The sequence below is a fragment of the Streptomyces kebangsaanensis genome (genome assembly GCF_001906585.1).
Classification (GTDB): domain Bacteria; phylum Actinomycetota; class Actinomycetes; order Streptomycetales; family Streptomycetaceae; genus Streptomyces; species Streptomyces kebangsaanensis.
Genome location: NZ_JUJA01000014.1, coordinates 18,575 through 43,957, shown reverse-complemented (window position 1 = coordinate 43,957; position 25,383 = coordinate 18,575). Strand labels below are relative to the sequence as shown.

Below are 25,383 nucleotides of genomic sequence, written 5' to 3'. Positions count from 1 at the left end.
AGGAGTTGGCGGCCGACCAGTACGTCGTAGGGTTCGCTGCCCGCGGTGCCGCCGACGTGGACCCGCGTCACTGCCTCGCTCATGCTTCCTTCCACTCCACTGCGTCCAGAACGGCTCGGGTGACCTCTTCGGGCGTACGGCCGTCGGTGGCCACCACGGCCGTGGCGACCTCCTCGTACAGGTGCCGGCGGGCCTCCATCAGCTCGCGCCACTGCCTGCGCGGGTTGACCGCGAGCAGCGGCCGGGCCGCGTTGAGGCCGGTGCGCCTGACGGCCTCCTCGACGTCCATCGACAGGTAGACCACCCGCAGTCCGGCGAGCAGCGCGCGGGTGTCCGCATCCAGGATGGCGCCGCCGCCGAGGGCCAGCACCCCGTCGTGTTCGGCCAGCGCCCGGCGCACCGCGTCCTTCTCGACCGCGCGGAAGACGTCCTCGCCCTCGTCGACGAAGATCTCGGCGACGCTGCGGCCCTGTGCGGCCACGATGTCGTCGTCGGTGTCCCGGTAGGCGGCGCCGAGGCGGTCGGCCAGCATCCGCCCGACGGTCGACTTGCCCACGCCCATCGGCCCGACCAGGACCACGACCGGTGCGGCGCTCACCGGATCGCCAGGTTGTCGAGGTAGCCCCGCACGTTGCGGCGGGTCTCGGCCACGCTGTCGCCGCCGAACTTCTCCGCGACGGCGTCGGCCAGGACGAGGGCCACCATGGCCTCGGCGACGATGCCGGCGGCCGGCACCGCGCACACGTCGGAGCGCTGGTGGTGGGCCTGCGCCGCCTCGCCGGTGGCCACGTCCACGGTCCTCAGCGCCCGCGGCACGGTCGCGATCGGCTTCATCGCCGCCCGCACGCGCAGCAGCTCGCCCGTGCTCAGCCCGCCCTCGGTGCCGCCGGAGCGGCCGGTGGCACGCCTGATGCCCTCGTCGGTGGTGACGATCTCGTCGTGGGCCCGGGAGCCGGGCACCCGGGCCAGCTCGAAGCCGTCGCCGACCTCGACGCCCTTGATCGCCTGGATGCCCATGAGCGCGGCGGCGAGCCGGGCGTCCAGCCGGCGGTCCCAGTGCACGTGCGAGCCCAGGCCCACCGGCACGCCGTACGCCAGCACCTCCACCACGCCGCCGAGCGTGTCGCCGTCCTTGTGGGCCTGGTCGATCTGGGCGACCATCGCCTCGGAGGCGTCCGCGTCCAGGCAGCGCACCGGGTCCGCGTCCAGCCTCTCCACGTCCGCCGGGACCGGGTACACCCCGTAGGGCGCCCTGGCCGCGGCCAGCTCCACCACGTGGCTGACGATCTCGATGCCGGCCGTCTCCTTCAGGTACGACCGGGCGACGGCGCCCAGCGCCACGCGGGCCGCGGTCTCCCGCGCCGAGGCCCGCTCCAGCACCGGCCGGGCCTCCTCGAAGCCGTACTTCTGCATGCCCGCCAGATCGGCGTGACCGGGCCGGGGCCGGGTCAGCGGCGCGTTGCGCGCGAGCTCGGCCAGCTCCGCCGGGTCGACCGGATCGGCGGCCATGACCTTCTCCCACTTGGGCCACTCGGTGTTGCCCACCATGACCGCCACCGGGGAGCCCAGGGTCAGCCCGTGCCGGACGCCCCCGAGGAAGGTCACCTCGTCACGCTCGAACCTCATCCGGGCGCCGCGCCCATACCCCAGGCGCCGCCGTGCGAGGTGGTCCGCCACCATCTCCGTGCTGACGGGCACGCCGGCGGGAAGGCCCTCCAGCGTGGCGACGAGTGCGGGCCCGTGGGACTCCCCCGCGGTCAGCCAACGCAACCTGCTCAACAGTGCTCCTCAGTGCTCGCGCGCCCTGTGTACTGCCCCTGCGTACGCGCACCCTCGCGCGTGGTGACGGCCCGACCGGGTGCGCGACCCCGGCCCGCCGTCTCCGATCCTCCCACGTCCGGCCCCCCGGCCCGGCCGCCGGTCCATCAGGCGGACGGGCCCGGCCGAGCCGCAGGACGCGGGTCCACCGGTGCCCACGCGATGTCGTGGGCGTGGATCGGGTGCGCGTCGTCGCCGCGGACCTTCGGACACGGCTCGGCACGACGGAAGCGGAACGGCGCTTGCGGGCTAGCGGGCCGCGAGGGCGCGCTCTCCTGCTTTGCGCATGGCGTCGAGCGGGGCCGGTGAGCGGCCCGTCATCTGTTCCACCTGGAGGACCGCCTGGTGCACCAGCAGGTCGAGGCCGCTGACGACGGCGCCGCCGGCCATGGACCAGCGGGCCGCGAGGGCGGTGGGCCAGGGGTCGTAGAGCACGTCGAAGAGGGTGGCGGGCCGTTCGGGCACGGCGCCGGCCAGCACGTCCGTGGTGCCGGCCGGGGTGGTGGCGATCACCAGCGGAGCCTTCAGGGCCTGCTCGGCGTCCGACCAGTCCGCCGTGCGGACCTCGACGTCCAGCCGCTCGCCCCACTGCCGCATCTCGGCGGCGCGGGCCTCGCTGCGGACGTAGGCGACGACCTCGCCGGTGCAGACGCGGGCCAGCGCGGCCAGCGCGGAGGAGGCGGTGGCGCCGGCGCCGAGGACCGCCGCCGAGCCGACCTGCTCGATGCCGTGCTCGCGCAGGGCGGCGACGATGCCGGGCACGTCGGTGTTGTCGCCGAGCCGGCGGCCGTCCTCCGTGAACACCACCGTGTTGACCGCCTCGACGGAGGCGGCCGTGTCGCTGATCGCGTCGAGCAGCGGAATGACCGCCCGCTTCAGCGGCATGGTGAGGGACAGCCCCGCCCACTCGGGCCCGAGCTCCGCGAAGAACGCGGGCAGGCCCGCCTCGTCGACCTCGAACCGGTCGTACGACCAGTGCGTGAGCTCCAGTTCCTCGTACGCCGCCCGGTGCAGCACCGGGGAGAGCGAGTGGGCGATGGGCGAGCCGAGGACGGCGGCCCGGCGGATGTCAGTTGCCCGAGTTGGCATCGAACTTGTCCTTGAGCTTCAGGTGTTCGGCGTAGGTCCTGGCAAACTCGGTCTTGTGCGCGCCGTCGGTCGCCACGAAGTAGATCCAGCCGTCGTGGGTCGGATTCAGCGCCGCCTTCAGGGCGTCGTCGCCGGGGTTTCCGATCGGACCGGGCGGCAGGCCCTTGTTGGTGTAGGTGTTGTACGGGTCCTTGTTGCTGTTGATCTCTCTTTCGCTTATGTGGATGTTGCTCTGGCCCATCAGGTAGTTGAAGGTCGAGTCGAACTGCAGCTTCTGGTTGGTCTCGGTGTTGGTCGGCTTCAGGCGGTTGTAGACCACCTCCGCCATCTTGCGGAAGTCGTCGTGCGTCTTGCCCTCCGCCTGGACCAGGCTCGCGACCGTGACGAGCTCGAACGGGTCCTTCAAGTCCAGGTCCTTCGCCTTCTCGGCGAGCTTGTACCGGCCGTAGCTCTCGTTGGCCCGCTTGACCATTTCCTTCAGGACCGTCTCGGGCTTCATGCCCTTGGCCGCGGGATACGTGCCCGGGTGGAGGAAGCCCTCCAGCGGATCCTTGACCTGACTGTGGTTGTTCGCCCAGCTCGGCAGGCCCAGGCTCTTGTACTGCTTCGTGGCGATCTTCTGCGTGGTGCCGGAGGACAGATCCAGCTGCTTGTCGATGTCCTCGTAGACCTGGACGTTGCGCTCGCCCGGTTTCACAAGGACGTTGCTCTGGCTCTTCGGGTCGAGCATCATCTCGACCGCGCTCGCCGCGGACATCTCCTTCTTCAGCAGATAGGCGCCCGCCTGGAGCTGATTCCCCCTGGAGTTCCGGGTCTGCGCGGCGACGAAGGCGTCGACGCTCTTGACGACGCCCGCCGCCTTCAGCGCGCGGCCGATGTCGTAACCGCCCGCCCCCTTGGGGATCTCGACGGTCACCGTCTCATCAATGCCGTTGCCCGCGTAGTCCGGCGCCGCGCCGAAACGATTTTGGTAGAACTGGTAGCCGTAGTACGTGACGCCGACCGCACCCCCGCCGAAGACCATGACGACGACCAGGCAGGCGCAGCCGCTGCGGCGCTTCTTGCCCTTGTCCTTGCCCTTGCCGCCGCGTCCCTTGCGGTCGCCGCGCCCCCGGTCCTCGTTCTTCGGGTCGTCGGCACCGGCGTCGTCGTCCTCGTCGCCGCCGCCCGCGAAGAAGGCGTGCTCGCCCTGTTCGGGTTCGGGTTCGGGCTCCGGGTCCCAGTCGGGCCGTGGCTCCGGTTCGGTGTGCCGGCGGCTCGGCGGCTGGGGCGGCGGGTAGGCGTCGGGGGTGCCGTAGAAGTCGGGCTGCTCGGCGCCGTAGGCCGCGGTCTGCTGACCGTACGGGTCGGCCGGGTCGGCGGGGTACGTCGGCGGCTGCTGACCGCCGGCGCCGTCCCAGCCGCCCTGCTGGTTCTGCTGGTGCTGCTGGTCCTGGAAGTGGCCCGCGTACTGCTGGTCGTGCTGGTGGTGTCCCTGCTGGTGACCCTGCTGGTCGTAGTGCGGGGACTGCTGGTGGCCCTGCTCGCCGTACTGCTGGTACTGCCCGCCGTAGCCGGCCTGCTGTTCGTGACCCCACTCGCCGTACTGCGACTGCTGCGGCTGCTGCGGATGGTGCTGCGGCCGGTCGCCGTAGGGGAGCTGCTGACCCGGCTGGGCCTGCTGTCCTCCCCATCCGCCGTCCCCGTACAACGGGTCGTCCGGATGCCACGGTTCGGAGCCAGGGCCCCGGCCATACTCAGTCATCGATCCCCTAGAGCCGCGAGACGACGGTTGCGCGGCGTGGTGGCCCGGCACCCGTTCCGCCTCTTGCTGTGCGCCGGCTGTTCGAACACCGGCGCATCGCGCGGAACGTTACCGTACCGCGATCAGACGACCACTTCGACGCCCTCGCCGGGTGCTTTGCCTGACACTCGTTCGGATTCCAGGGCCTGCTGCAGGATGATGACAGCGGCGGCCTGGTCGATGACGGAGCGTCCCTTCCTGGACTTCACTCCGGAGGCCCGCAGGCCCTGACCGGCCGTCACCGTGGTCATCCGCTCGTCCACCAGCCGGACCGGCACCGGGGCGATGCCCTGGGCCAGCTCCCCGGCGAAGGCGCGGACCTTGACCGCGGCCGGGCCCTCGCCACCCTTGAGGGAACGCGGGAGCCCGACGACGACCTCGATCGGCTCGTACTCCTCGACGAGCTGCCGGAGCCGGCGGTGCGCCGCGGGGACGTCCCTGCCGGGGACCGTCTCCACCGGGGTGGCGAGGATCCCGTCGGGGTCGCAGGAGGCGACCCCGATACGGGCGTCCCCGACGTCGATCGCGAGCCGGCGTCCCTTCCTCATCGCTGGGCCCTCGTCACTTCGCCGTCTCCGCCACGAGGCGTTCCACGGCGTCCACGGCCTCGCCGACGGCGGCCGGGTTCTGGCCGCCGCCCTGGGCGACGTCCGGCTTGCCGCCACCGCCGCCGCCGAGCGTCTTGGCGGCGGTGCGGACGAGGTCACCGGCCTTCAGCCCGCGCTCACGGGCGGCCTCGTTGGTGGCGACGACCGTCAGCGGCTTGCCGTTGTTCACCGTGAACAGGGCGACCACGGCGGCCCGGCCGCCCTGGATGCGGCCGCGTACGTCGAGGACCAGCTTGCGCAGGTCGTCCGGCGTGGTGCCGTCCGGGACCCGGCCGGTGACAAGGGCCACGCCCCTGACGTCCTTGGCGGACTCGGCGAGGCCGGCGGCGGCCTGCAGCACCTTCTCGGCGCGGAACTTCTCGATCTCCTTCTCGGCGTCCTTCAGCTTGCCGAGCATGGCGGAGACCTTCTCCGGCAGCTCCTCCGGGCGGCCCTTGATCAGCTCCTGGAGCTGGGCGACGACCGTGTGCTCGCGGGCGAGGAAGTGGTAGGCGTCCACACCGACCAGGGCCTCGATACGGCGCACGCCCGAGCCGATCGAGGACTCGCCGAGCAGCTTGACCAGGCCCAGCTGGGCGGTGTTGTGCACGTGCGTGCCGCCGCACAGCTCCTTGGAGAAGTCGCCGATGGTGACCACGCGCACGCGCTCGCCGTACTTCTCGCCGAACTCGGCGATGGCGCCCTGCTTCTTGGCCTCGTCGATGCCCATGACCTCGGCGTGCACGTCGAGGTCGCGGGCGAGCACCTCGTTGATCTTCTGCTCGACGTCGGTCATCACCGTCTGCGGTACGGCGGAGGGGGAGCCGAAGTCGAAGCGGAAGCGGCCCGGCTGGTTCTCGGAGCCGGCCTGGGCGGCCGTCGGGCCGAGGGCGTCGCGCAGCGCCTGGTGGGTCAGGTGCGTGGCGGAGTGGGCGCGGGCGATGGCCCTGCGGCGGTGGGTGTCGATCGAGGCGTGGGCCTTGGCGCCGACGGTGACCTCGCCGACCTGGACGACGCCCTTGTGGACGTAGACGCCCGGGACCGGCTTCTGGCAGTCGCGGACCTCGATGACGGCACCGGAGTCGACCTTGATCCGGCCGGTGTCGCCGATCTGGCCGCCGCCCTCGGCGTAGAACGGGGTGCGGTCCAGGACGACCTCGACCTCGTCGCCCTCGGTGGCGGCCGGGGAGGAGACGCCGTCGACGAGGATGCCGACGACGGTGGACTCGCCCTCGGTGTCGGTGTAGCCGACGAAGTCGGTCTCGCCGGCGGTGTCGGCGATCTCGCGGTAGGCGCCGAGGTCGGCGTGTCCGGTCTTCTTGGCCTGGGCGTCGGCCTTGGCACGCTCCCGCTGCTCCTTCATCAGGCGGCGGAAGCCCTCCTCGTCCACGGTGAGGCCCTGTTCGGCGGCCATCTCCAGGGTGAGGTCGATCGGGAAGCCCCAGGTGTCGTGGAGCAGGAAGGCCTTGTCGCCGGAGAGGACGGCGCCGCCGGCCTGCTTGGTCTCGGTGACGGCGGTGTCGAGGATGTTGGTGCCGGCCTTCAGCGTCTTCAGGAAGGCCGCCTCCTCGGCGAGGGCGACCTTCTCGATGCGCTCGCGGTCGGTGATCAGCTCCGGGTACTGCTGCCCCATCATGCCGATGACGACGTCGATCAGGTCCTTGACGACCGGACCGGTGGCGCCGAGCAGGCGCATGTTGCGGATGGCGCGGCGCATGATGCGGCGCAGCACGTAGCCGCGGCCCTCGTTGCCGGGGGTGACGCCGTCGCCGATGAGCATGGTGGCGGTGCGCATGTGGTCGGTGACCACGCGCAGGGACACGTCCGAGCCGTGGGCGTCGCCGTAGGCGACCCCGGTCAGCTCGGTGGCCTTCTTGATGACGGCCATGGAGGTGTCGATCTCGTACATGTTCTGCACGCCCTGCAGAATCATGGCGAGCCGCTCCAGGCCGAGCCCGGTGTCGATGTTCTTGTTCGGCAGGTCGCCGAGGATCTCGAAGTTGTCCTTGCCGGTGCCCTCGCCGCGCTCGTACTGCATGAAGACGAGGTTCCAGATCTCCACGTACCGCTCGTCGTTGACGGCGGGGCCGCCCTCGGCGCCGAACTCGGGGCCGCGGTCGTAGTTGATCTCGGAGCAGGGGCCGCACGGGCCGGGCACGCCCATGGACCAGAAGTTGTCCTTCATGCCCAGGCGCTGGATGCGCTCCCTGGGCACGCCGACGACCTCGTGCCAGATCCGCTCGGCCTCGTCGTCGTCCTGGTAGACGGTGATCCAGAGCTTCTCCGGCTCCAGGCCGTAACCGCCCTTGTCCTGGGGGCTGGTGAGCAGCTCCCAGGCGAGCTTGATGGCGCCTTCCTTGAAGTAGTCGCCGAAGGAGAAGTTGCCGCACATCTGGAAGAACGTGCCGTGCCGGGTGGTCTTGCCGACCTCTTCGATGTCGGGCGTGCGCACGCACTTCTGCACGCTGGTGGCGCGCGGGTAGGGCGGCTTGACCTCGCCCAGGAAGTAGGGCTTGAAGGGCACCATGCCGGCCGGGACGAGGAGCAGAGTCGGGTCGTCCGCGATGAGCGACGCCGAAGGGACGACGGTGTGCCCGCGCTCCTCGAAGAAGCTCAGCCAGCGGCGGCGGATCTCAGCCGACTCCATCAGTGGTCCTCATTCCGGTTGTACGAGTACGTCGGGTCCATGGGGTTCCCGGTGTACTTCGGGCTGTTGTGGTTCTCGATGGCGGCGTACCGCCGCGACGGGGGAACCCCCTGCTCGAGCGCGGTCGAGAGCTCGGAGGAGGGGAGTTCGGGGTCGACGGGTGCGTTGATGCCGAGCGCCTCGCCGAGTTCGGCCTCCCGCTGGGCCATGTTGTCGCGGACGTCGAACGCGAAGCCGACCGCGCGGTCCTTGAGCCGGTGGCCTGCCTCGAGCGCCTTGTTCGCCGCGGTCGCGGCGAGGCTCTCGGGGGTCAACTGCCTCAGCTTGCGGTTGACCTTGGTGGTGGCCCACACGCCGGCGGCGACACCTGTGGTGAACCAGAACGTACGGCGGAACATCGTCAGTCCTTACTTCTCCCGGTTGTTCCGCTTCCCCCGCCGCGCGGCCGGGACGGTGCGGCCCACGATCACGGTACGCCTCGACGTCCTGACGGGCACGTCCTCCTTGCGGCCGCCCAGCGCCCGGCGCACGCCGTAGCCGAAGGCGGCCACCTTGACCAGCGGGCCGCCGAAGGTGGAGGCGACGGTGGTGGACAGCGCGGAGGCGTTGGAGGTGACCTCCTGGACGTCGGAGGCGATCGCGTCGACCCGGTCGATCTGGGTCTGCGCGGAGCGCACCGCCTGGGAGGCCTCGGCCAGCAGCGGAACGGCCTGGTCGGTCACGTCCGCCACGAGCTTGGTGGTCGCCCTGAGCGTCTGGGCCAGCCTCACCAGTGCGACGGCGAGGAAGGAGACCAGGATCGCCCAGAAGACGGCCACCAGGATCCCGGCCACCTCACCACCGGACACTGTGCGCACCCGCTCCCTGATACGTGCCTGAACGTCGAGAACATCGAAAAAGTCGTGCACCGAGCCTATCGCGCCCGGGGTGGCGTTCCGTACCGGATTCCCGCCCGCGCGCTGCGGAACCGGGCCCTGTGTCCGGCCGGGGCAGGGGGGTGGCAGGGCTGGGGAACGGGGGCATACGCGAGCCCGCCGCCCCACCCACCCGGGAAGGTGGGGGGACGGCGGGCTGGAGCACCGCGGCCGGCCTGGGTCAGCGGGCGTAGTACTCGACGACGAGCTGCTCGTCGCAGATCACCGGGATCTCCTTGCGGTTCGGCTCGCGGTCCAGGCGGAACGCCAGGGCCTTGAGGTTCACCTGCAGGTAGCGCGGGGTCTCGCCCTCGGGGGCGAAGCCGCCCTCGCGGGCGATCTGGAAGAGCGTCTTGTCCTTGCTGCGGTCGCGGACCTGGACGACGTCGTCCGGACGCACGCGGAAGGACGGCTTGTCGACCTTCTGGCCGTTGACCTGGATGTGGCCGTGGACGACCATCTGGCGGGCCTGGTAGATCGTGCGGGCGATGCCCGAACGCAGGACCAGCGCGTCGAGGCGGCGCTCGAGCTCGATGAGGAGCGCGTCACCGGTCTTCATCGTGGTCTTGGCGGCACGCTCGTAGGCGCGCACCAGCTGGCGCTCGGAGACGTCGTACTGAGCGCGCAGGCGCTGCTTCTCCAGCAGACGGACCTTGTAGTCCGAGTTCTGCTTGCGGCCGCGGCCGTGCTCACCCGGCGGGTAGGGGCGGGCCTCGAAGTACTTGACGGCCTTCGGGGTCAGCGCGATACCGAGGGCACGCGACTTCTTGACCTTGGGGCGGGACTGGTTCGCCATGGAACCGAACACCTCGTGTTTCTGTGTGGATACGGCTTCACCAGGGTTAGGGGAGGTCGCATCCGCAGCCGGGGGAACCCGCCGGGTCCTTGCGGACCTGGTGGGCAGCCGCTCCCTGGTCTGGGCACATACGTGCAGCACGCGAGTGGCCCACCGACCGGTCCCGTGATGTGCGGGTGGTGGTGGGCGGCCCGCGACACCGTTCGCCGGTGCGCGACGCTCCTGGATCCCCGCTGCCCTGGGGCGGTGGGGTTCCGGCTGGATGTCCCGCTCTGGTGGTGCCGTTGCCTCTTGCGAGGCGCCGGACACGGGACTCAGCGCTTCGGGAGAGTCTACAGGGTGCCGGGGCCTGTCCGGCAATCCGCGCCGGGCCCTACGGCCGCCTCCGGCCGAGGTGCTTGCGGGTCCACTCCACCGCGTCCGCGTACCGCGCCTCGGCGCCGTGCCGGCCCGGGGTGTAGTACTCGCGGTCCTTCAGGGCGTCCGGCGCGTACTGCTGGGCGGCGATGCCCTCGGGCAGGTCGTGCGGGTAGACGTATCCCTGCGCGTGGCCGAGCTTGGCCGCGCCCTTGTAGTGCCCGTCCCGCAGGTGGGGCGGGACGGGTCCGGCCAGTCCCTTGCGGACGTCGTCCAGGGCGGCGCCGATCGCCGTGGTCGCCGAGTTGGACTTGGGGGCGAGGGCCAGGGCGATGGTGGCGTGGCTGAGGGTCAGGGCCGCCTCGGGGAAGCCGATCATGGCGACGGCCTGGGCGGCCGCCACGGCTGTGGGCAGCGCGTTCGGGTCGGCGAGGCCGATGTCCTCGCTGGCGGAGATCATCAGGCGGCGGGCGATGAACCGGGGGTCCTCGCCGGCCTCGATCATCCGGGCCAGGTAGTGCAGGGCGGCGTCGACGTCGGAGCCGCGGATGGACTTGATCAGGGCGCTGGCGACGTCGTAGTGCTGGTCGCCGTCGCGGTCGTACTTCACCGCGGCCCGGTCGACGGTCTCCTCCAGCGTGGTCAGGCCGATCCCGCTCTCGCCCTTGGCGAGGGCGGCCCCGGCGGCGGCCTCCAGGGCGGTCAGGGCGCGGCGGGCGTCGCCGCCGGCGATGCGCAGCAGGTGGTTCTCGGTGTCCTCGGGGAGGGTGACGGTGCCCTTCAGGCCGCGCTCGTCGGTGAGGGCACGGCGGAGCAGGCCGCGGACGTCGTCGTCGGTGAGGGGTTCGAGGGTGAGCAGCAGGGAGCGGGACAGCAGCGGGGAGATCACGGAGAAGTACGGGTTCTCGGTGGTGGCCGCGATCAGCGTCACCCAGCGGTTCTCCACCGCCGGGAGCAGGGAGTCCTGCTGGGCCTTGCTGAAGCGGTGGATCTCGTCGAGGAAGAGCACGGTCTCCTGGCCGTAGCCGCCGGAGGCCCGGCGGGCGCCGTCGATGACCGCGCGGACCTCCTTGACGCCCGCGGTGATCGCGGACAGCTCCACGAAGCGCTTGTTGGTGGTCGTGGAGACGACGTACGCCAGGGTGGTCTTGCCGGTGCCGGGCGGGCCCCACAGGATCACCGACGAGGGTCCCGCCGGGCCGCCCGAGCCCTCGCCGACCAGCCGGCGCAGTGGCGAGCCGGGTTTGAGCAGATGCTGCTGGCCCACCACCTCGTCGAGGGTGCGCGGACGCATCCGGACCGCCAGGGGGCTCGCGGCCGGGTCCTTCTCCTGGCGTTCTTCCGCTGCGGCGGTGAACAGGTCGGGCTCCACGCTGAAACCCTATGACACGCCGCCGACAACACCGCCGGGGCCGTGCGCCCCGGGGCCTGCCCGGCGGATCAGGCCCAGAGGCTGCTGCCCCAGCGGGTCAGGATCAGCATGACGATCACACCGCAGTGCGTGACCGGCAGCACCCACGTGAACTCGGCGAGGAAGTTCTTCACCGGGCGCGGCGCGGGCAGGAAGTCGTTGCGGACGTTGAAGGAGGTCACGTACCAGAACATGACGATCGTGGCGGCCCAGGCCAGCGAGCACCACAGGCACAGCGCGTTGATCCGGTACAGCGACTGGAACATCAGCCAGGTGACGAAGCAGACACCGAAGAGCGTGCCGAAGTTGAAGGTCAGCCAGTACCAGCGCGGGAAGGTGGCGCGGGCCAGCAGGCTCATGCCGACGCAGATGACGATGCCGTAGCAGACCAGGCCGAGCAGCGGGTTCGGGAACCCGAAGACGGCGGCCTGCTTGCTCTCCATCACGCTGCCGCACGACACGATCGGGTTGAGGCTGCAGCTGGGGGTGAAGGTCTTGCCGCTGAGCTTGCCCTCGAGGATCTTCTGCTTGTCGATCGTGATGATCCACGCGGCGAGCAGACCGGCCGCGCCCGTGATCACCAGCAGCAGGGCGAAGGCGCGGCTGCCGCCCACCGTGCGCGGCACGGCTGCCGCGCGTTCCGGCTCGGATTCCGCGGACACGTCTTTGACCGTCGTCTTGCTCATCACGCCGATTCCGTCAGTTGTGAGTCGGACCTTCTTCGGGCACGGCCATTGTGCCGCACACACACGTGTGCTCAACGTGAGGTGGACGCAAGAAGATACGCGGGTCCGGCCCCGAACGTCCGGTTCCGGACAATGGGTGAGCCGGGCGGCGTGGACCCGCCCGGCTCACCGCGCTCGCCGTCTCTCAGCCGAGCCGTGACTCCAGCTCCGCCACGATCTCGTTGACGGCGATCGCCGTCTGCTCGCCGGACTCCATTTCCTTGAGCTGGACGACGCCCTCGGCGAGGTCCCGCTCGCCCAGCACGAGGGCGTAGCGCGCTCCCGAGCGGTTGGCCGCCTTCATCGCCGCCTTCAGGCCCTTGCCGCCGTACGAGAAGTCGGCCGCGATGCCCACCTTGCGCAGCTCGGTGACCTTCGCGAAGAGGACACGGCGGGCCTCCTCGCCGAGGGGAACCGCGAAGACACTGGTGGTGGAGGGGAGTCGGAGTTCGATGCCCTCCGCCTGAAGGGCCAGGACGGTGCGGTCCACGCCCAGGGCCCAGCCGACCGAGGGCAGGGCGGGGCCTCCGATCATCTCGGAGAGGCCGTCGTAGCGGCCGCCGCCGCCCACCGCGGACTGGGAGCCCAGGCCGTCGTGGACGAACTCGAAGGTGGTGCGCGTGTAGTAGTCCAGGCCGCGGACCAGCCTGGGGTCGTCCTCGAAGGAGACGCCCTGGGCCACCAGCAGGGTCCGTACCTCCTCGTGGTACGCCTTGCAGGCGTCGCACAGGTAGTCGCGCAGCAGCGGGGCGCCCGCCAGCTGCTTCTGGACCGTCTCCCGCTTGTCGTCGAGGACGCGCAGGGGGTTGATGTCGACACGGCGGCGGGTGTCGTCGTCCAGGTCCAGGCCGCGCAGGAAGTCCTGCAGGGCGGCGCGGTAGACCGGGCGGCACTCCTTGTCGCCGAGGCTGTTGAGCAGGATGCGGAAGTCGCTCAGGCCCAGCGAGCGGTACGCCTGGTCGGCGAGGATGATCAGCTCGGCGTCCAGCGCCGGGTCCTCGGCGCCGATGGCCTCCGCGCCGACCTGGGAGAAGTGGCGGTAGCGGCCCTTCTGGGGGCGCTCGTAGCGGTAGTAGGAGCCGGAGTACCAGAGCTTGACCGGCAGGTTGCCCGCCTTGTGGAGGTTGGCCTCCAGGGCGGCGCGCAGCACGGAGGCGGTGCCTTCGGGACGGAGGGCCAGCTTGTCGCCGCCCTTGGTCTCGAAGGTGTACATCTCCTTGGTCACGATGTCGGTGGACTCGCCGACCCCGCGCGCGAAGAGCTCCACGTTCTCGAAGCCGGGCGTCTCGATGTAGCCGTAACCGGAGTTGCGCAGCGGGGCGGCGATCGCCTCGCGGACCGCCAGGTACGTGGCGGAGTCCGGCGGGATCAGGTCGTACGTGCCCTTGGGGGCCTTGAAGGTGCTCACGAAGTCTCTCGTCACATTCCTCGTCGGGGAGCGGTGTCCGCGTCCGCTCCCGGGCCGGCCGCCACCTGCCGCAGATAGGGGTTGGTGGCGCGCTCCCGGCCGATGGTCGTCTGGGGGCCGTGGCCGGACAGCACCACGGTCGAGTCGTCGAGCGGCAGGCACACGCGGGCCAGCGAGTCGAGCATCTCGGCCATGTCACCGCCGGGCAGGTCGGTGCGTCCGATGGAGCCGGCGAAGAGCAGATCCCCGGAGAAGAACACCTGCGGAACGTCCGCGGTCTCGGGCATCCGGAACGTCACCGACCCCTTGGTATGACCGGGCGCGTGCGCGACGGAGAACTCCAGCCCGGCCAGGCTCAGCCCGGCGCCGTCGGCCAGCTCCTTGACGTCGTCCGGCTCCCCCACGGTCAGCTCGCCCATCAGCGGCATCCCGATGGAACGGCCGAGCGCCTTCTCGGGGTCGCTCATCATGTACCGGTCGGCCGGGTGGATCCACGCCGGTACGTCGTGCGCGCCGCAGACCGGGACGACCGAGGCCACGTGGTCGATGTGGCCGTGGGTGAGGACGACGGCGACGGGCTTGAGCCGATGCTTCCTGACCGCTTCCTCGACGCCCTGGGCGGCCTGGTGGCCGGGGTCGATGATCACGCACTCCTCACCGGCGGCGGGGGCGACGAGGTAGCAGTTCGTCCCCCAGGCCCCGGCGGGGAACCCGGCAATGAGCACGATCGTCCTTCGTTGTGTCGATACGGGTGGCTACAACTGTCGTCAGAGCCTACCGGCGCTGCCGGATCCTCAGCGAACCCATATACGGTACGGGTCACACGCGGACGGCCGGCTCGGTGGTCGCACGCGTACCGGTCGACACACGAGACGCTTGAGGAGAGAACCCGGTGGTCAGCCAGGAGCAGCGGCGACGTCAGCTCGCCCGGGAGAAGTTCTTGCGGCAGCAGCAGCGGCGCACCGCCGCGCGGCGCAAGGCACACGTGCGCAACTCCGTGATCGCGTCGGTGCTCGGCGTGGTCGTGATCGGCAGTGTCGCCCTGTACGCGACCGGGGTCATGAAGAACGGCAAGGACGACAAGGCGAACGCGAGCGCGGACGTCTCCCCCAGCGCACCGGCCCCCAGCAAGGCTCCGGACCCGTGCGAGAAGGCCGCCCCCGGCTCGGTGAAGGAGCTGAGCTGGAAGAAGGAGCCGGCGGTGACGATCGACAAGTCGGCGAAGTACACGATGAAGCTCGACACCACGTGCGGCGGGATAGACATCGCGCTGAAGGCGGCCGCGGCGCCGCACACCGTGAACTCCTTCAACTTTTTGGCCGGAAAGGGCTTCTTCGACCACACCAAGTGCCACCGGCTGACCGCCGGCGGCATCTTCGTCCTGCAGTGCGGCGACCCGACGGGCACGGGCAGCGGCGGTCCCGGGTACACGATTCCCGACGAGAACCTCGAGGACAAAAGCCTGAAGGGCAACGTCTACCCGGCGGGCATGGTGGCGATGGCGAACACGGGGCAGCCGCACACGGGAGGCAGCCAGTTCTTCCTGGTCTACCAGGACAGTCAGCTGCCGCCCAGCTACACACCGTTCGGTACCGTCTCCGAGGCGGGCATGAAGGTGCTGAAGAAGATCGCGGACGCGGGCGAGAACACGGGTGCCGGCGACGGGGCCCCGAACGCGACGGTCGTGATCAACAAGGCCACAGTCACCGAATCCTGACCGTCAACTGCGAAATTTCGGTCGCGCTGGATGCGGACAGGCCGCCCACCGGTCGCCTATGTTGGCGGTGACGAAACTGTGGACGATGCCCGGGGGAGCTTCGAGGCCCTCCGCAGGCATCATGTGGAGGAGGCGCTGTGAGCAGCGACCCGTGGGGCCGCGTCGACGAGACGGGGACCGTGTACGTGCGTACGGCCGACGGCGAGAAGGTCGTCGGTTCCTGGCAGGCCGGCTCCCCCGAGGAGGCGCTGGCCTACTTCGAGCGCAAGTACGAGGGCCTGGTTGTCGAGATCGGCCTCCTCGAGAAGCGTGTGCAGACCACCGACCTGTCTGCGAAGGACGCCCAGGCCGCCGTCGACCATCTGCGGGAGCAGATCGACGCGCACCACGCGGTCGGCGACCTGGACGCGCTGCGTGCCCGCCTGGACAAGCTGGTCGGACTGGTCGAGGCTCGCCGTGAGGAGCGCAGGGCGCAGCGCGCCCGGCAGACGGACGAGGCCCGGCAGGCCAAGGAGTCGCTGGTCACGGAGGCCGAGGAGCTGGCCCGGTCCGACCAGTGGCGGGTGGCCGGCGAGCGGCTGCGCGCGCTGGTGGACACCTGGAAGGGGCTGCCGCGCCTGGACCGCAAGTCCGACGACGAGCTGTGGCACCGCTTCTCGCACGCGCGGTCGGCGTTCTCCAAGCGGCGCAAGGCGCACTTCGCGCAGCTGGACGCGCAGCGCGAGGAGGCACGCAAGATCAAGGAGCAGCTGGTCGCCGAGGCCGAGGCGCTGTCGGGCTCGACCGACTGGGGTCCGACCGCGGCCCGCTACCGCGAGCTGATGGCGGAGTGGAAGGCCGCGGGCCGCGCCCAGCGCGAGCACGAGGACGACCTGTGGAACCGTTTCCGCGGCGCCCAGGACGTCTTCTTCGCCGCCCGCGGCTCGGTGTTCGCCGAGCGGGACGCCGAGCAGGCGGAGAACCTGAAGCTGAAGGAGGAGCTGGCCGAGGAGGCCGAGAAGCTGCTGCCGATCACGGACCTGAAGGCCGCCCGGGCCGCCTTCCGCTCGATCAACGAGCGCTGGGAGGCCATCGGCCATGTGCCGCGGGACGCCCGTGGGCGGGTCGAGGGCCGGATGCACATCGTGGACCGGGCCATCCAGGAAGCCGAGGAGGCCGAGTGGCGCCGGACGAACCCGGAGGCACGCGCGCGTGCCGAGGGTCTCACCGGCCAGCTGCAGGCCGCCGTGGACAAGCTGAGGGGCCAGATCGAGCAGGCGCGCGCCCAGGGCAACACCGCCAAGGCCGACAAGCTCGAGAAGGAGCTGGAGGGCCGCCAGGCGCTCCTGGACCAGGCTCTGAAGGGCCTGCAGGAGTTCGGCGGCTGACACACCACCCGCTACGAACCGAGGGCCCCCGTACGGCACGTACGGGGGCCCTCGGCCGTTCGCGCGGTGCGGCGCTCTACGCCCTGCTGCGTGCGGAGGTGACCCGGTAGACGTCGTAGACGCCCTCCACGCCCCGCACGGCCTTCAGGACGTGGCCCAGGTGCTTGGGATCGCCCATCTCGAAGGTGAAGCGGGAGGTGGCGACGCGGTCGCGGGAGGTCTGGACGGCCGCGGAGAGGATGTTGACGTGCTGGTCGGACAGGACGCGGGTGACGTCCGAGAGCAGCCGGGAGCGGTCCAGGGCCTCGACCTGGATGGCGACCAGGAAGACGGAGGACTGGGTGGGCGCCCACTCGACGTCGAGGATGCGTTCCGGCTCGCGGGACAGCGACTCCACGTTGACGCAGTCGCTGCGGTGAACCGATACGCCGCTGCCCCGGGTGACGAAGCCGATGATCGGGTCGCCGGGGACGGGCGTACAGCAGCGGGCCAGCTTGACCCACACGTCCTCGACGCCCTTGACGACGACGCCCGGGTCGGCGCTGGAGCGGCGCTTGCGGCCGCGGCCGCGCGAGGGCGGCACGCTCTCGTCGATCTCCTCGGTGGCCGCCTCCTCGCCACCGAGCGCCTGGACGAGTTTCTGCACGATGTTCTGCGCGGAGACATGGCCCTCGCCGATCGCCGCGTACAGCGCGGAGATGTCCGAGTAGCGCATCTCGTGCGCGAGGGTGACGAGCGAGTCGCCGGTCAGGATGCGCTGGATCGGCAGGTTCTGCTTGCGCATCGCGCGGACGATGGCGTCCTTGCCCTGCTCGATCGCCTCGTCGCGGCGCTCCTTGGAGAACCAGGCGCGGATCTTGTTGCGGGCGCGCGGCGACTTGACGAAGCCGAGCCAGTCGCGGGAGGGGCCCGCGCCGGCCGCCTTGGAGGTGAAGACCTCCACCAGGTCGCCGTTGTCCAGGGTCGACTCCAGCGGTACGAGACGGCCGTTGACCCGCGCTCCTATGGTGCGGTGGCCGACCTCGGTGTGGACGGCGTAGGCGAAGTCCACCGGGGTGGCACCGGCCGGGAGCGCGATGACGTCGCCCTTGGGCGTGAAGACGAAGACCTCGTTGCGGGAGAGGTCGAAGCGCAGCGACTCCAGGAACTCTCCGGGGTCCTCCGTCTCCTTCTGCCAGTCCAGCAGCTGCCGCAGCCACGCCATGTCGTTGATGGCGGCCGAGTCCTTGCCGGCCTTGGCGGGCTTCGGGGCGTCGGTACGGACCTTGGAGGCGCCGGCGACGGCCTCCTGCTTGTACTTCCAGTGCGCGGCGATGCCGTACTCGGCGCGGCGGTGCATGTCGAACGTGCGGATCTGCAGTTCGACGGGCTTGCCGTTGGGACCGATGACCGTCGTGTGCAGCGACTGGTACATGTTGAACTTGGGCATCGCGATGTAGTCCTTGAACCGGCCGGGGACCGGGTTCCATCGCGCGTGCACGGTGCCGAGGGCGGCGTAGCAGTCGCGGACCGTGTCGACCAGGACACGAATGCCCACGAGGTCGTAGATCTCCGCGAAGTCACGGCCGCGGACGATCATCTTCTGGTAGACGCTGTAGTAGTGCTTCGGGCGGCCGGTGACGGTCGCCTTGATGCGGGCGGCGCGCAGGTCGGCCTGGACTTCGTCGGTGACGATCGCGAGGTACTCGTCGCGCTTGGGGGCGCGCTCGGCGACCAGGCGGACGATCTCGTCGTACATCTTGGGGTAGAGGATCGCGAAGGCGAGGTCCTCCAGCTCCCACTTGATGGTGTTCATGCCCAGGCGGTGGGCGAGCGGCGCGTAGATCTCGAGCGTCTCCCGCGCCTTCTTCTCCTGCTTCTCGCGCTTGAGGTAGCGCATGGTGCGCATGTTGTGCAGGCGGTCGGCGAGCTTGATGACCAGGACGCGGGGGTCCTTGGCCATGGCGACGACCATCTTGCGCACGGTCTCGGCCTGCGCGGCCTCGCCGAACTTGACCTTGTCCAGCTTGGTGACGCCGTCGACGAGCAGGGCGACGGTGTCGCCGAAGTCGCGACGCAGCTGGTCCAGGCCGTACTCGGTGTCCTCGACGGTGTCGTGCAGCAGGCCGGCCATCAGCGTGGCCGGGTCCATACCCAGCTCGGCGAGGATGGTGGTGACGGCGAGCGGGTGCGTGATGTACGGGTCGCCGCTCTTGCGCTTCTGGCCGCGGTGCCAGCGCTCGGCCACCTGGTAGGCGCGCTCGATCTGGCGCAGCGTCGAGTTCTCGATCTTGGGGTCGTTGCTGCGCACTATCCGCAGCAGCGGCTCCAGAACCGGGTTGTACGGGTTGGCGCGCTGCACGCCGAGGCGGGCGAGGCGGGCGCGGACGCGGTTGGAGGAGCCGGAGCGGCCCGCCTGGCCGGCGGAGGGACGTACGGCCGGGGACTGGGAGGAACGCTCGGGCGGGGCCGGCTTGGGACGCGCGGGCTGGGTCGACTTGCCGACGGGCGCGGACTGGGCGTGCTCGGCCGTCCCGCGGGTGTCGTTCTTCGCGTGCGGCGCGGGCTTCGCCGCGGGCGCCGAGGCGGACTCGGGCTTGGCGGCGGTCAGTGGCTGGGCCTCGTCTGGCAAGAGGGCTCCTCGTACGCGATCCGGGTCCCCCGGTCAGGTCCCGGAGATCCCATGGTAGCGATCCCGGCCTCCAGGATCGCCTCCAGCCCGAAGTGAGGGCCGTACCCCAGGAAACGCACGAGGCGGCCACGGGATTCCTCCGTGCCCGCCTTCGCGGTGCCCTGCGCATGCACGGCGCACGGCCCGAACCCGCCCGCACCCGGCTTACTCCCCACCGCGCGGACGGGCCGGACGGCCGGGGCTCCGGGGCTCACGACGCAGACGACCGGGCGCCCCTACGGCCCGGCCCGCTTTTCGCGCCTGCGCCGGGACGCGGGGGGAGGGCGGGGACGCACCCCCGCCCAGGCCCGGAACCGCCCCCACAGGGGCCTGAAGCGGGATCCCGGGAACGGGTCTCTCCCCCCACCGAGGCAGGAGGAGAGGAAACCCGGGCCCGAGGGGCACGCCCCCGCCCGAACCTGGGGCAGAGCCCCAGGAACGGCCCCTCCCCCACCGGAACGACCGGGAGGAGAAGCGACCGGGAGCGCAGGGGCCGAAGCCCCGCCGGGGTGCGGGGGCGGAGCCCCAGGGGCGGGGCCCCTCACCCCACCGAGACGGGCGGGCCGGGTGGACCGAGCCGGGGCTCAGCCCCGGGCCCCGGTCCCTGGGACTTCCCCCCAGGGACCGGGGCCCAGGGCACGGCGCCCCCGGGATCAGAGGCGGAGGAGCGCTTCCAGGGGGGCGCCCGCCAGGGCCGGTTCCAGCCGCTCACGCCCGCCGAGGAAGCCCAGTTCCATGAGCACCGCCACCCCGGCGACCTCCGCGCCGGCCCGGCGGATGAGCTCGATGGAGGCCTCGGCGGTGCCCCCCGTGGCGAGGACGTCGTCGATGACCAGGACACGGTCACCGGTGCTCAGGTCCTCCGCGTGCACCTCGATCTCCGCGGACCCGTACTCCAGGTCGTACGCCTGGCTGAGCGTCGCTCCGGGAAGCTTGCCCGCCTTGCGCACGGGGATGAAGCCGAGGCCCGCCCGGAGGGCGACCGGGGCGCCGAGGATGAAGCCGCGGGCCTCCAGGCCGACGACCTTCGTCGCCCCCTCGCGGGTGCCCACCTCCGCCAGCGCGTCGGTGAGCACGGTGAACGCCGCCGGGTCCGCCAGGAGCGGGGTGATGTCCTTGAACATCACCCCCGGCTCCGGATAGTCGGCCACGTCACGGATGCGGCTGAGCAGCAGTTCCTGGATATCGGTCATCGACGCTTTCCCGGGGGTCGGCCGCGGCCCCGGCCGCGGGATAGGGACTGGTTGTGCGGCCCCACCACGGCGGGCGCGACGTCCTCGGGCTCGTCACCGGCCGTGGAGCCGACGGGCTCCGCCTCCGGGGACTCGCTCTGGGCCGCGCCCTGCGCCCGCTTGGCGAGGACCCGTTTCCTGAGGGCCTTCATCTGCGGCTCGCGCTCCTTGAGATCGGCGACGAGCGGCGTGGCGATGAAGATCGAGGAGTACGCACCGGCCGCGAGGCCGACGAACAGCGACAGCGAGATGTCGTTCAGCATGCCCGCGCCGAGCACCCCGCCACCGATGAACAGCAGGCCCGCCACCGGCAGCAGCGCCACCACGGTGGTGTTGATCGAACGGATCAGCGTGCCGTTGATCGAGCGGTTCGCCACCTCGCTGTACGTCCAGCGGGTCTGCCGGGTGATGTCCTTCGTCTGCTCCTTGAGGCTGTCGAAGACGACGACCGTGTCGTAGAGCGAGTAACCGAGGATCGTCAGCAGACCGATCACCGTGCCCGGTGTGACCTCGAAGCCCACGAGGGCGTAGACCCCGGTGGTGATCGTCAGGTCGTGGATCAGGGCGACCAGCGCGGCCAGCGCCATGCGCCACTCGAACGCGATCGCCAGGTAGATCACGACCAGGACCATGAAGATCGCCAGGCCCTGCCAGGCCTTGTTGGCGATCTGCTCGCCCCAGCTGGGACCGACCAGGTCGGCGTTGATGTGCTCCGGGTTGACCTTCAGGTCCTTGGCCAGCGTTTCCTTGATCTGGTCGGACTTGCCGGTCTCGATGCCGGCGATCTGGATGCGCAGGCTGCCGTCACCGAGCTTCTGCACGATCACCTCGTTGCCGGAGGCGTCGTGCGCGTAGGTCTCCGCCTGGGCCACCGAGGTGCTCATGTGCTTCGGCGTGGTGAAGACCGCTCCGCCCTGGAACTCGATGCCCATGTTCAGGCCGCGCACCGCCAGGCCCAGGATGGCCATGATGGTGATCAGGATCGAGACGCCGTACCAGATCTTGCGGTTCTTGATGAAGTCGTAGCCGATTTCACCGTGGTGCAGTCGGGCGCCGAGGTTGCCGAGCTTCGACATCTCACGCCTCCTTCGTCTCGATGGGAGCGGAGGGGCGGCGGGTGCGCCGCAGCGGCGGCTTGGCGCCCAGGCGCTCGGGATCGAGTCCCGACCAGCTGTGGCCACTGGCGAAGAACTTCCGGCGGGCGAGGATCGTCATCAGCGGCTTGGTGAACAGGAAGATGACGACCACGTCGAGCAGCGTGGTCAGGCCGAGCGTGAACGCGAAGCCCTGCACCTTGCCGACGGTCACGACGAACAGCACCGCGGCGGCCAGGAAGGACACGAAGTCGGAGACGAGGACGGTGCGCCGGGCCCGCGGCCAGCCGCGCTCCACGGAGGGGCGCAGCGAGCGGCCCTCGCGGATCTCGTCCCTTATGCGTTCGAAGAACACGATGAACGAGTCCGCGGTGATACCGATCGCGACGATCGCACCGCACACGGCCGGCAGGTTCAGCGCGAAGCCGATGGCCGGGCCGAGCAGCGACATGAGGGTGTACGTCAGCATCGCGGAGATCATCAGCGAGGCGACGGCGATCATCGCCAGGCCGCGGTAGTACACCACCAGGTAGATCACGACGAGGGCGAGGCCGATGGCGCCCGCGATCAGGCCGGCCTGCAGCTGCTCGCCGCCGAGCGCGGCGGTCACGGTGGTGACGCTGTCCTCCTTGAAGGTCAGCGGCAGGGCGCCGTAGGACAGCATGTTGGCGAGGCCCTGCGCCTGCTCCTGGGAGAAGCGGCCGGAGATCTCCGCGCTGCCGCCGGTCAGCGCCTCACGGACGTACGGGTCGGAGACGACCTCGCCGTCCAGGACGATGGCGAACTGGTTCTGCGGGGGCTGGTTCTGCGCGAGCTTGCCGGTGATGTCCGCGAACTTCTTGGCGCCCCTGGAGGTGAACTCCATCGTCACGATCCAGCCGGCGGTGTTCTGCGTGTTGTAGACGGCCTCCGCCTTCTTCACGTCGGTGCCGTCCACCTCGGCGGGGCCGAGCAGGTACTTCTGCCACAGCCCGTCGGAGTTCTTGCCGCAGGCGACGGTCGCCTCGGTGGGCAGCACGCCCTTGCCGGCGGTCGCGCGGACGGACTGCTTGCTGCAGTCCAGCGAGGCGTACTGCGCCTGGAGCTTGCCGTTGGCGTCACCGGAACCGCTGCTCGGGGACGGGGACGGGGCGGCGTCCGCCTTCAGGGCGTCGGTGACCGCGCGGCCCTGCTGGGTCCCGGTGGCCGAGGGAGTCGGGGAGGGGGTGGGGGTTCCGGTGGACTTGTCGGTCGCCTCGTGGGAGGCGCTCGGCGACGGGTCGGCCGGGGTGGCGCCGGTGATGTCGGTGGCGAGCACGGGACGGAAGTACAGCTTGGCGGTGGTGCCGACCTGCTCGCGGGCCTGCTGGGAGTTGGTGCCCTTGGGGATGTTGACGATGATGTTGTCGTTGCCCTGGGTCTGGACCTCGGCCTCCGAGACGCCGAGACCGTTGACACGGCGTTCCATGATGCTGACGGCCGTGTCCATGTTGGCCTTGTTGATCGCGGACTCCTGTCCGCGCTCGGGCACCGCCCGAAGGGTGATGCTCGTTCCGCCGGCCAGGTCGATGCCGAGACGCGGAGACGTGTTTCCGGAGACGAACATGGATCCGGTGAGCGCCACGATGGCGATCAGGATGAGGGCTAGCGAGCGCCCCGGCTTGCTCTGGGCGCTCGCTGAACGTCCATTTTTAACTGCCACCTTTTCGATACTCCCTCTCGGGCCGCCCCGCGCCGGATGGGCATGGCGGCGGCCATGCGTGGTGTCGGGATCCCCTGCCGAGTGAACACGTCCCAGGGCGCGCGGCCGGTGCCGCGCGCCCTGGGACGTGGTTACTTCGCGTCGGAGTCGCCGTCGGCCTTCTTCGGCTGTTCCTCCGCCTTCGTCTCGGCGGCACTGTCGGCCGGCTCCTCGGCCGCGTCCTTCTTGCCGAGGTCGACGCGCTTGTCGTCGGAGGCGCCGGAAGCGTCGGAAGCTTCGGCGGCGGGCTCGTCGGTCTCGGTGAGAGAGGAGGCGTCGTCGGGGACGATGTCGGCGTCGGACTTCAGGTCGTGCTCGATGCCGTGGACGATGCGGTTGTACTCGTCGTCGGAGAGGACGGCACCGATCGCGTTCTTGGCGAACAGCAGCTCGACACCGGGACCGGCGTCAAGGAGGACCGTGTCGTCGCTGACCTCCTTCACCGTCGCGTACATGCCCCCGATGGTGCGGACACCGCTGCCGGGCTGCATCTGGTTCCGCATTTGCTCGGCCTGCTGCTGCTTCTTCTTGGCCGACCGGGTCATCAGGAACATGGCCCCGATGAGCACGATGAACGGGAGGAGGGTCACGAGACTCACGGGTCGGAACTTCCTTCACACGACCGCGATGGGGAGCGGCCTGATGGATGGGGGTATGTGGACTGCCGACGAGGCGGCACCGGCGGAGTCTAGGCGAGTCCGCGCGCAAGGAACAACGCTCAGCATGGCACCTGGGTTCCTCCCGGGGCCAATGCCGCCGCCGTCACGCCCCGAACAGGTCCTGTTGTCCGGTTCCTGCAGCTGACGAGCCGGGCGGGGTCAGACCGAGGTGCGCCCAGGCGGCGGGGGTGGCAACGCGGCCACGCGGGGTACGGGCGAGCAGGCCCTCGCGGACGAGGAAGGGTTCGGCGACCTCCTCGACGGTCTCGCGCTCCTCCCCCACGGCGACCGCGAGCGTCGACAGGCCCACGGGCCCGCCGCCGAACAGCTTCAGCAGGGCCGCGAGGACGGCCCGGTCCAGCCGGTCCAGGCCACGGGCGTCGACCTCGTAGACGGCGAGGGCCGCCGCGGCGATCTCGCGCGTGACGATCCCGTCGGCCTTGACCTGCGCGTAGTCGCGGACACGGCGCAGCAGGCGGTTGGCGATGCGGGGGGTGCCCCGGGAGCGGCCGGCGATCTCGGCGGCGCCGTCGGCCTCGATCCCGACGTCCAGCAGGTGCGCCGAGCGGTGCACGACGCGCTCCAGTTCGGCGGGTGCGTAGAACTCCATGTGTGCGGTGAAACCGAAGCGGTCGCGCAGCGGGGGCGGCAGCAGGCCCGCGCGGGTGGTGGCGCCGACCAGGGTGAACGGGGGCAGTTCCAGTGGGATGGCGGTGGCGCCGGGGCCCTTGCCGACGATGACGTCGACGCGGAAGTCCTCCATGGCCATGTACAGCATCTCCTCGGCGGGCCGCGACATGCGGTGGATCTCGTCGAGGAAGAGGACCTCTCCCTCCTGGAGGGAGGAGAGGATGGCCGCGAGGTCGCCGGCGTGCTGGATGGCGGGGCCGGAGGTGATGCGGATGGGGGCGCCCATCTCGGCCGCGATGATCATGGACAGGGTGGTCTTGCCGAGGCCGGGGGCGCCGGAGAGCAGTACGTGGTCGGCGGTGGCCCCGCGCGCGCGTGCGGCGCGCAGTACGAGGTCGAGCTGCTCGCGTACCCTCTCCTGGCCGATGAACTCGCCCAGGTCCTTGGGCCGCAGGGCGGCCTCGACGGCCTGGTCCTCGCGGTCGGCGGACGCACCGACAAGCCGCTCGGCGGCGGAGGTGTCGGTCGTGTCGTCCCAGTTCATGTGATGTGCCTCGGGAAGTGGTGGGTCAGCGGGCTCGGTTCAGGGTCTGCAGGGCCGCCTTCAGCAACTGGCCCACCTGGGGTGTGCCACCGGCGGCCTCGGCCTGCGGTGCCACGGCGGCCACCGCCTCGTCGGCGTCCCGGGTGGCGTACCCGAGGCCGATCAGGGCCGCGTGCAGCTGGTCGCGCCAGCCCTGGGTGACCGGTGTTCCCACCGCGGGGGCGCCGACCGGCTC

General features: G+C 70.8%; 21 protein-coding genes and 1 pseudogene. 2 read left to right on the top strand and 20 right to left on the bottom strand.

What is annotated here, in order from left to right; translation table 11 throughout:
- Positions 1-79: 79 nt before the first annotated feature.
- From RH94_RS01435 to RH94_RS01375, 13 genes are all read right to left on the bottom strand, one after another.
- Positions 80-562 carry a shikimate kinase gene (locus tag RH94_RS01435; RefSeq protein WP_107428585.1) on the bottom strand — a complete coding sequence of 161 codons (483 nt, stop codon included), beginning with the start codon at positions 560-562 and terminating at the stop codon, positions 80-82.
- Between the two features lie 32 nt (positions 563-594).
- Positions 595-1,779, bottom strand: coding sequence for a chorismate synthase (gene aroC, locus RH94_RS01430; RefSeq protein WP_073945855.1), 1,185 nt, complete (start codon positions 1,777-1,779; stop codon positions 595-597).
- A gap of 288 nt (positions 1,780-2,067) precedes the next feature.
- Positions 2,068-2,907 carry a shikimate dehydrogenase gene (locus RH94_RS01425; protein ID WP_073945854.1) on the bottom strand — a complete coding sequence of 280 codons (840 nt, stop codon included), beginning with the start codon at positions 2,905-2,907 and terminating at the stop codon, positions 2,068-2,070.
- Positions 2,888-4,651 carry an endolytic transglycosylase MltG gene (gene mltG / locus RH94_RS01420; protein ID WP_073945853.1) on the bottom strand — a complete coding sequence of 588 codons (1,764 nt, stop codon included), beginning with the start codon at positions 4,649-4,651 and terminating at the stop codon, positions 2,888-2,890. Before mltG ends, RH94_RS01425 begins: the two co-directional genes overlap by 20 nt.
- Before the next feature lie 122 nt (positions 4,652-4,773).
- Positions 4,774-5,238, bottom strand: coding sequence for a Holliday junction resolvase RuvX (gene ruvX, locus RH94_RS01415; RefSeq protein ID WP_073945852.1), 465 nt, complete (start codon positions 5,236-5,238; stop codon positions 4,774-4,776).
- 13 nt (positions 5,239-5,251) lie between these two features.
- Positions 5,252-7,924, bottom strand: a complete 2,673-nt coding sequence (alaS, locus tag RH94_RS01410) for an alanine--tRNA ligase (RefSeq protein WP_073945851.1) — start codon at positions 7,922-7,924, stop codon at positions 5,252-5,254.
- Positions 7,924-8,322 (bottom strand): hypothetical protein, encoded by a 399-nt coding sequence (locus RH94_RS01405; RefSeq protein WP_073945850.1) that lies wholly within the window; start codon positions 8,320-8,322, stop codon positions 7,924-7,926. Before RH94_RS01405 ends, alaS begins: the two co-directional genes overlap by 1 nt.
- 9 nt (positions 8,323-8,331) lie before the next feature.
- Entirely contained in the window at positions 8,332-8,781 is a 450-nt protein-coding gene (locus RH94_RS01400) for a DUF948 domain-containing protein (protein ID WP_107428593.1), read from the bottom strand.
- A gap of 238 nt (positions 8,782-9,019) precedes the next feature.
- The gene (gene rpsD / locus RH94_RS01395; RefSeq protein WP_073945857.1) at positions 9,020-9,634 is read right to left on the bottom strand and encodes a 30S ribosomal protein S4; all 615 of its coding nucleotides are present in this window, start codon (positions 9,632-9,634) and stop codon (positions 9,020-9,022) included.
- Positions 9,635-10,007: 373 nt separating this feature from the next.
- Positions 10,008-11,363 (bottom strand): replication-associated recombination protein A, encoded by a 1,356-nt coding sequence (locus tag RH94_RS01390; protein WP_073945848.1) that lies wholly within the window; start codon positions 11,361-11,363, stop codon positions 10,008-10,010.
- Between the two features lie 68 nt (positions 11,364-11,431).
- Complete coding sequence (locus tag RH94_RS01385; protein ID WP_073945847.1) at positions 11,432-12,088, bottom strand: vitamin K epoxide reductase family protein; 657 nt, start codon at positions 12,086-12,088, stop codon at positions 11,432-11,434.
- A 184-nt stretch (positions 12,089-12,272) separates the two neighbouring features.
- The gene (gene hisS / locus RH94_RS01380) at positions 12,273-13,535 is read right to left on the bottom strand and encodes a histidine--tRNA ligase (RefSeq protein WP_073945856.1); all 1,263 of its coding nucleotides are present in this window, start codon (positions 13,533-13,535) and stop codon (positions 12,273-12,275) included.
- 11 nt (positions 13,536-13,546) lie between these two features.
- Entirely contained in the window at positions 13,547-14,260 is a 714-nt protein-coding gene (locus tag RH94_RS01375) for an MBL fold metallo-hydrolase (protein ID WP_073945846.1), read from the bottom strand.
- A gap of 167 nt (positions 14,261-14,427) precedes the next feature.
- On the opposite strand from RH94_RS01375, the gene RH94_RS01370 reads away from it, so the two are divergent.
- Both RH94_RS01370 and RH94_RS01365 read left to right on the top strand, forming a co-directional pair.
- Complete coding sequence (locus RH94_RS01370; RefSeq protein ID WP_073945845.1) at positions 14,428-15,252, top strand: peptidylprolyl isomerase; 825 nt, start codon at positions 14,428-14,430, stop codon at positions 15,250-15,252.
- A 137-nt stretch (positions 15,253-15,389) separates the two neighbouring features.
- Positions 15,390-16,619 (top strand): DUF349 domain-containing protein, encoded by a 1,230-nt coding sequence (locus RH94_RS01365; RefSeq protein WP_073945844.1) that lies wholly within the window; start codon positions 15,390-15,392, stop codon positions 16,617-16,619.
- Between the two features lie 76 nt (positions 16,620-16,695).
- Here RH94_RS01365 and RH94_RS01360 read toward each other — a convergent pair whose 3' ends face one another.
- The 7 genes and pseudogenes from RH94_RS01360 to RH94_RS41860 form a co-directional block, all read right to left on the bottom strand.
- Entirely contained in the window at positions 16,696-19,230 is a 2,535-nt protein-coding gene (locus tag RH94_RS01360; RefSeq protein WP_073945843.1) for a RelA/SpoT family protein, read from the bottom strand.
- A 692-nt stretch (positions 19,231-19,922) separates the two neighbouring features.
- Positions 19,923-20,462, bottom strand: a complete 540-nt coding sequence (locus RH94_RS01350) for an adenine phosphoribosyltransferase (protein ID WP_073945841.1) — start codon at positions 20,460-20,462, stop codon at positions 19,923-19,925.
- Positions 20,459-21,577, bottom strand: coding sequence for a protein translocase subunit SecF (gene secF / locus RH94_RS01345; protein WP_073945840.1), 1,119 nt, complete (start codon positions 21,575-21,577; stop codon positions 20,459-20,461). The genes RH94_RS01350 and secF overlap by 4 nt, the downstream gene beginning before the upstream one ends.
- 1 nt (position 21,578) lies before the next feature.
- Complete coding sequence (secD, locus tag RH94_RS01340) at positions 21,579-23,180, bottom strand: protein translocase subunit SecD (RefSeq protein WP_234425446.1); 1,602 nt, start codon at positions 23,178-23,180, stop codon at positions 21,579-21,581.
- A 227-nt stretch (positions 23,181-23,407) separates the two neighbouring features.
- A complete protein-coding gene (yajC, locus tag RH94_RS01335) occupies positions 23,408-23,914 on the bottom strand; it encodes a preprotein translocase subunit YajC (RefSeq protein WP_073945838.1) in 507 nt (168 codons plus the stop codon).
- Between the two features lie 163 nt (positions 23,915-24,077).
- On the bottom strand, positions 24,078-25,148 hold the full coding sequence (gene ruvB / locus RH94_RS01330; protein ID WP_073945837.1) for a Holliday junction branch migration DNA helicase RuvB: 1,071 nt from the start codon (positions 25,146-25,148) through the stop codon (positions 24,078-24,080).
- Between the two features lie 25 nt (positions 25,149-25,173).
- Positions 25,174-25,383, bottom strand: a pseudogene (locus RH94_RS41860) (Holliday junction branch migration protein RuvA); the annotation flags it as partial.

Bases quoted from the DNA above. Each gene is read 5' to 3' on its own strand.
- RH94_RS01435 (WP_107428585.1), bottom strand. From the start codon at position 562: ATGGGCGTGGGCAAGTCGACCGTCGGGCGGATGCTGGCCGACCGCCTC.
- RH94_RS01425 (WP_073945854.1), bottom strand. From the start codon at position 2,907: ATGCCAACTCGGGCAACTGACATCCGCCGGGCCGCCGTCCTCGGCTCG.
- mltG (WP_073945853.1), bottom strand. From the start codon at position 4,651: ATGACTGAGTATGGCCGGGGCCCTGGCTCCGAACCGTGGCATCCGGAC.
- ruvX (WP_073945852.1), bottom strand. From the start codon at position 5,238: ATGAGGAAGGGACGCCGGCTCGCGATCGACGTCGGGGACGCCCGTATC.
- alaS (WP_073945851.1), bottom strand. From the start codon at position 7,924: ATGGAGTCGGCTGAGATCCGCCGCCGCTGGCTGAGCTTCTTCGAGGAG.
- RH94_RS01405 (WP_073945850.1), bottom strand. From the start codon at position 8,322: ATGTTCCGCCGTACGTTCTGGTTCACCACAGGTGTCGCCGCCGGCGTG.
- rpsD (WP_073945857.1), bottom strand. From the start codon at position 9,634: ATGGCGAACCAGTCCCGCCCCAAGGTCAAGAAGTCGCGTGCCCTCGGT.
- RH94_RS01385 (WP_073945847.1), bottom strand. From the start codon at position 12,088: ATGAGCAAGACGACGGTCAAAGACGTGTCCGCGGAATCCGAGCCGGAA.
- RH94_RS01350 (WP_073945841.1), bottom strand. From the start codon at position 20,462: ATGACCGATATCCAGGAACTGCTGCTCAGCCGCATCCGTGACGTGGCC.
- secF (WP_073945840.1), bottom strand. From the start codon at position 21,577: ATGTCGAAGCTCGGCAACCTCGGCGCCCGACTGCACCACGGTGAAATC.
- secD (WP_234425446.1), bottom strand. From the start codon at position 23,180: ATGTTCGTCTCCGGAAACACGTCTCCGCGTCTCGGCATCGACCTGGCC.
- ruvB (WP_073945837.1), bottom strand. From the start codon at position 25,148: ATGAACTGGGACGACACGACCGACACCTCCGCCGCCGAGCGGCTTGTC.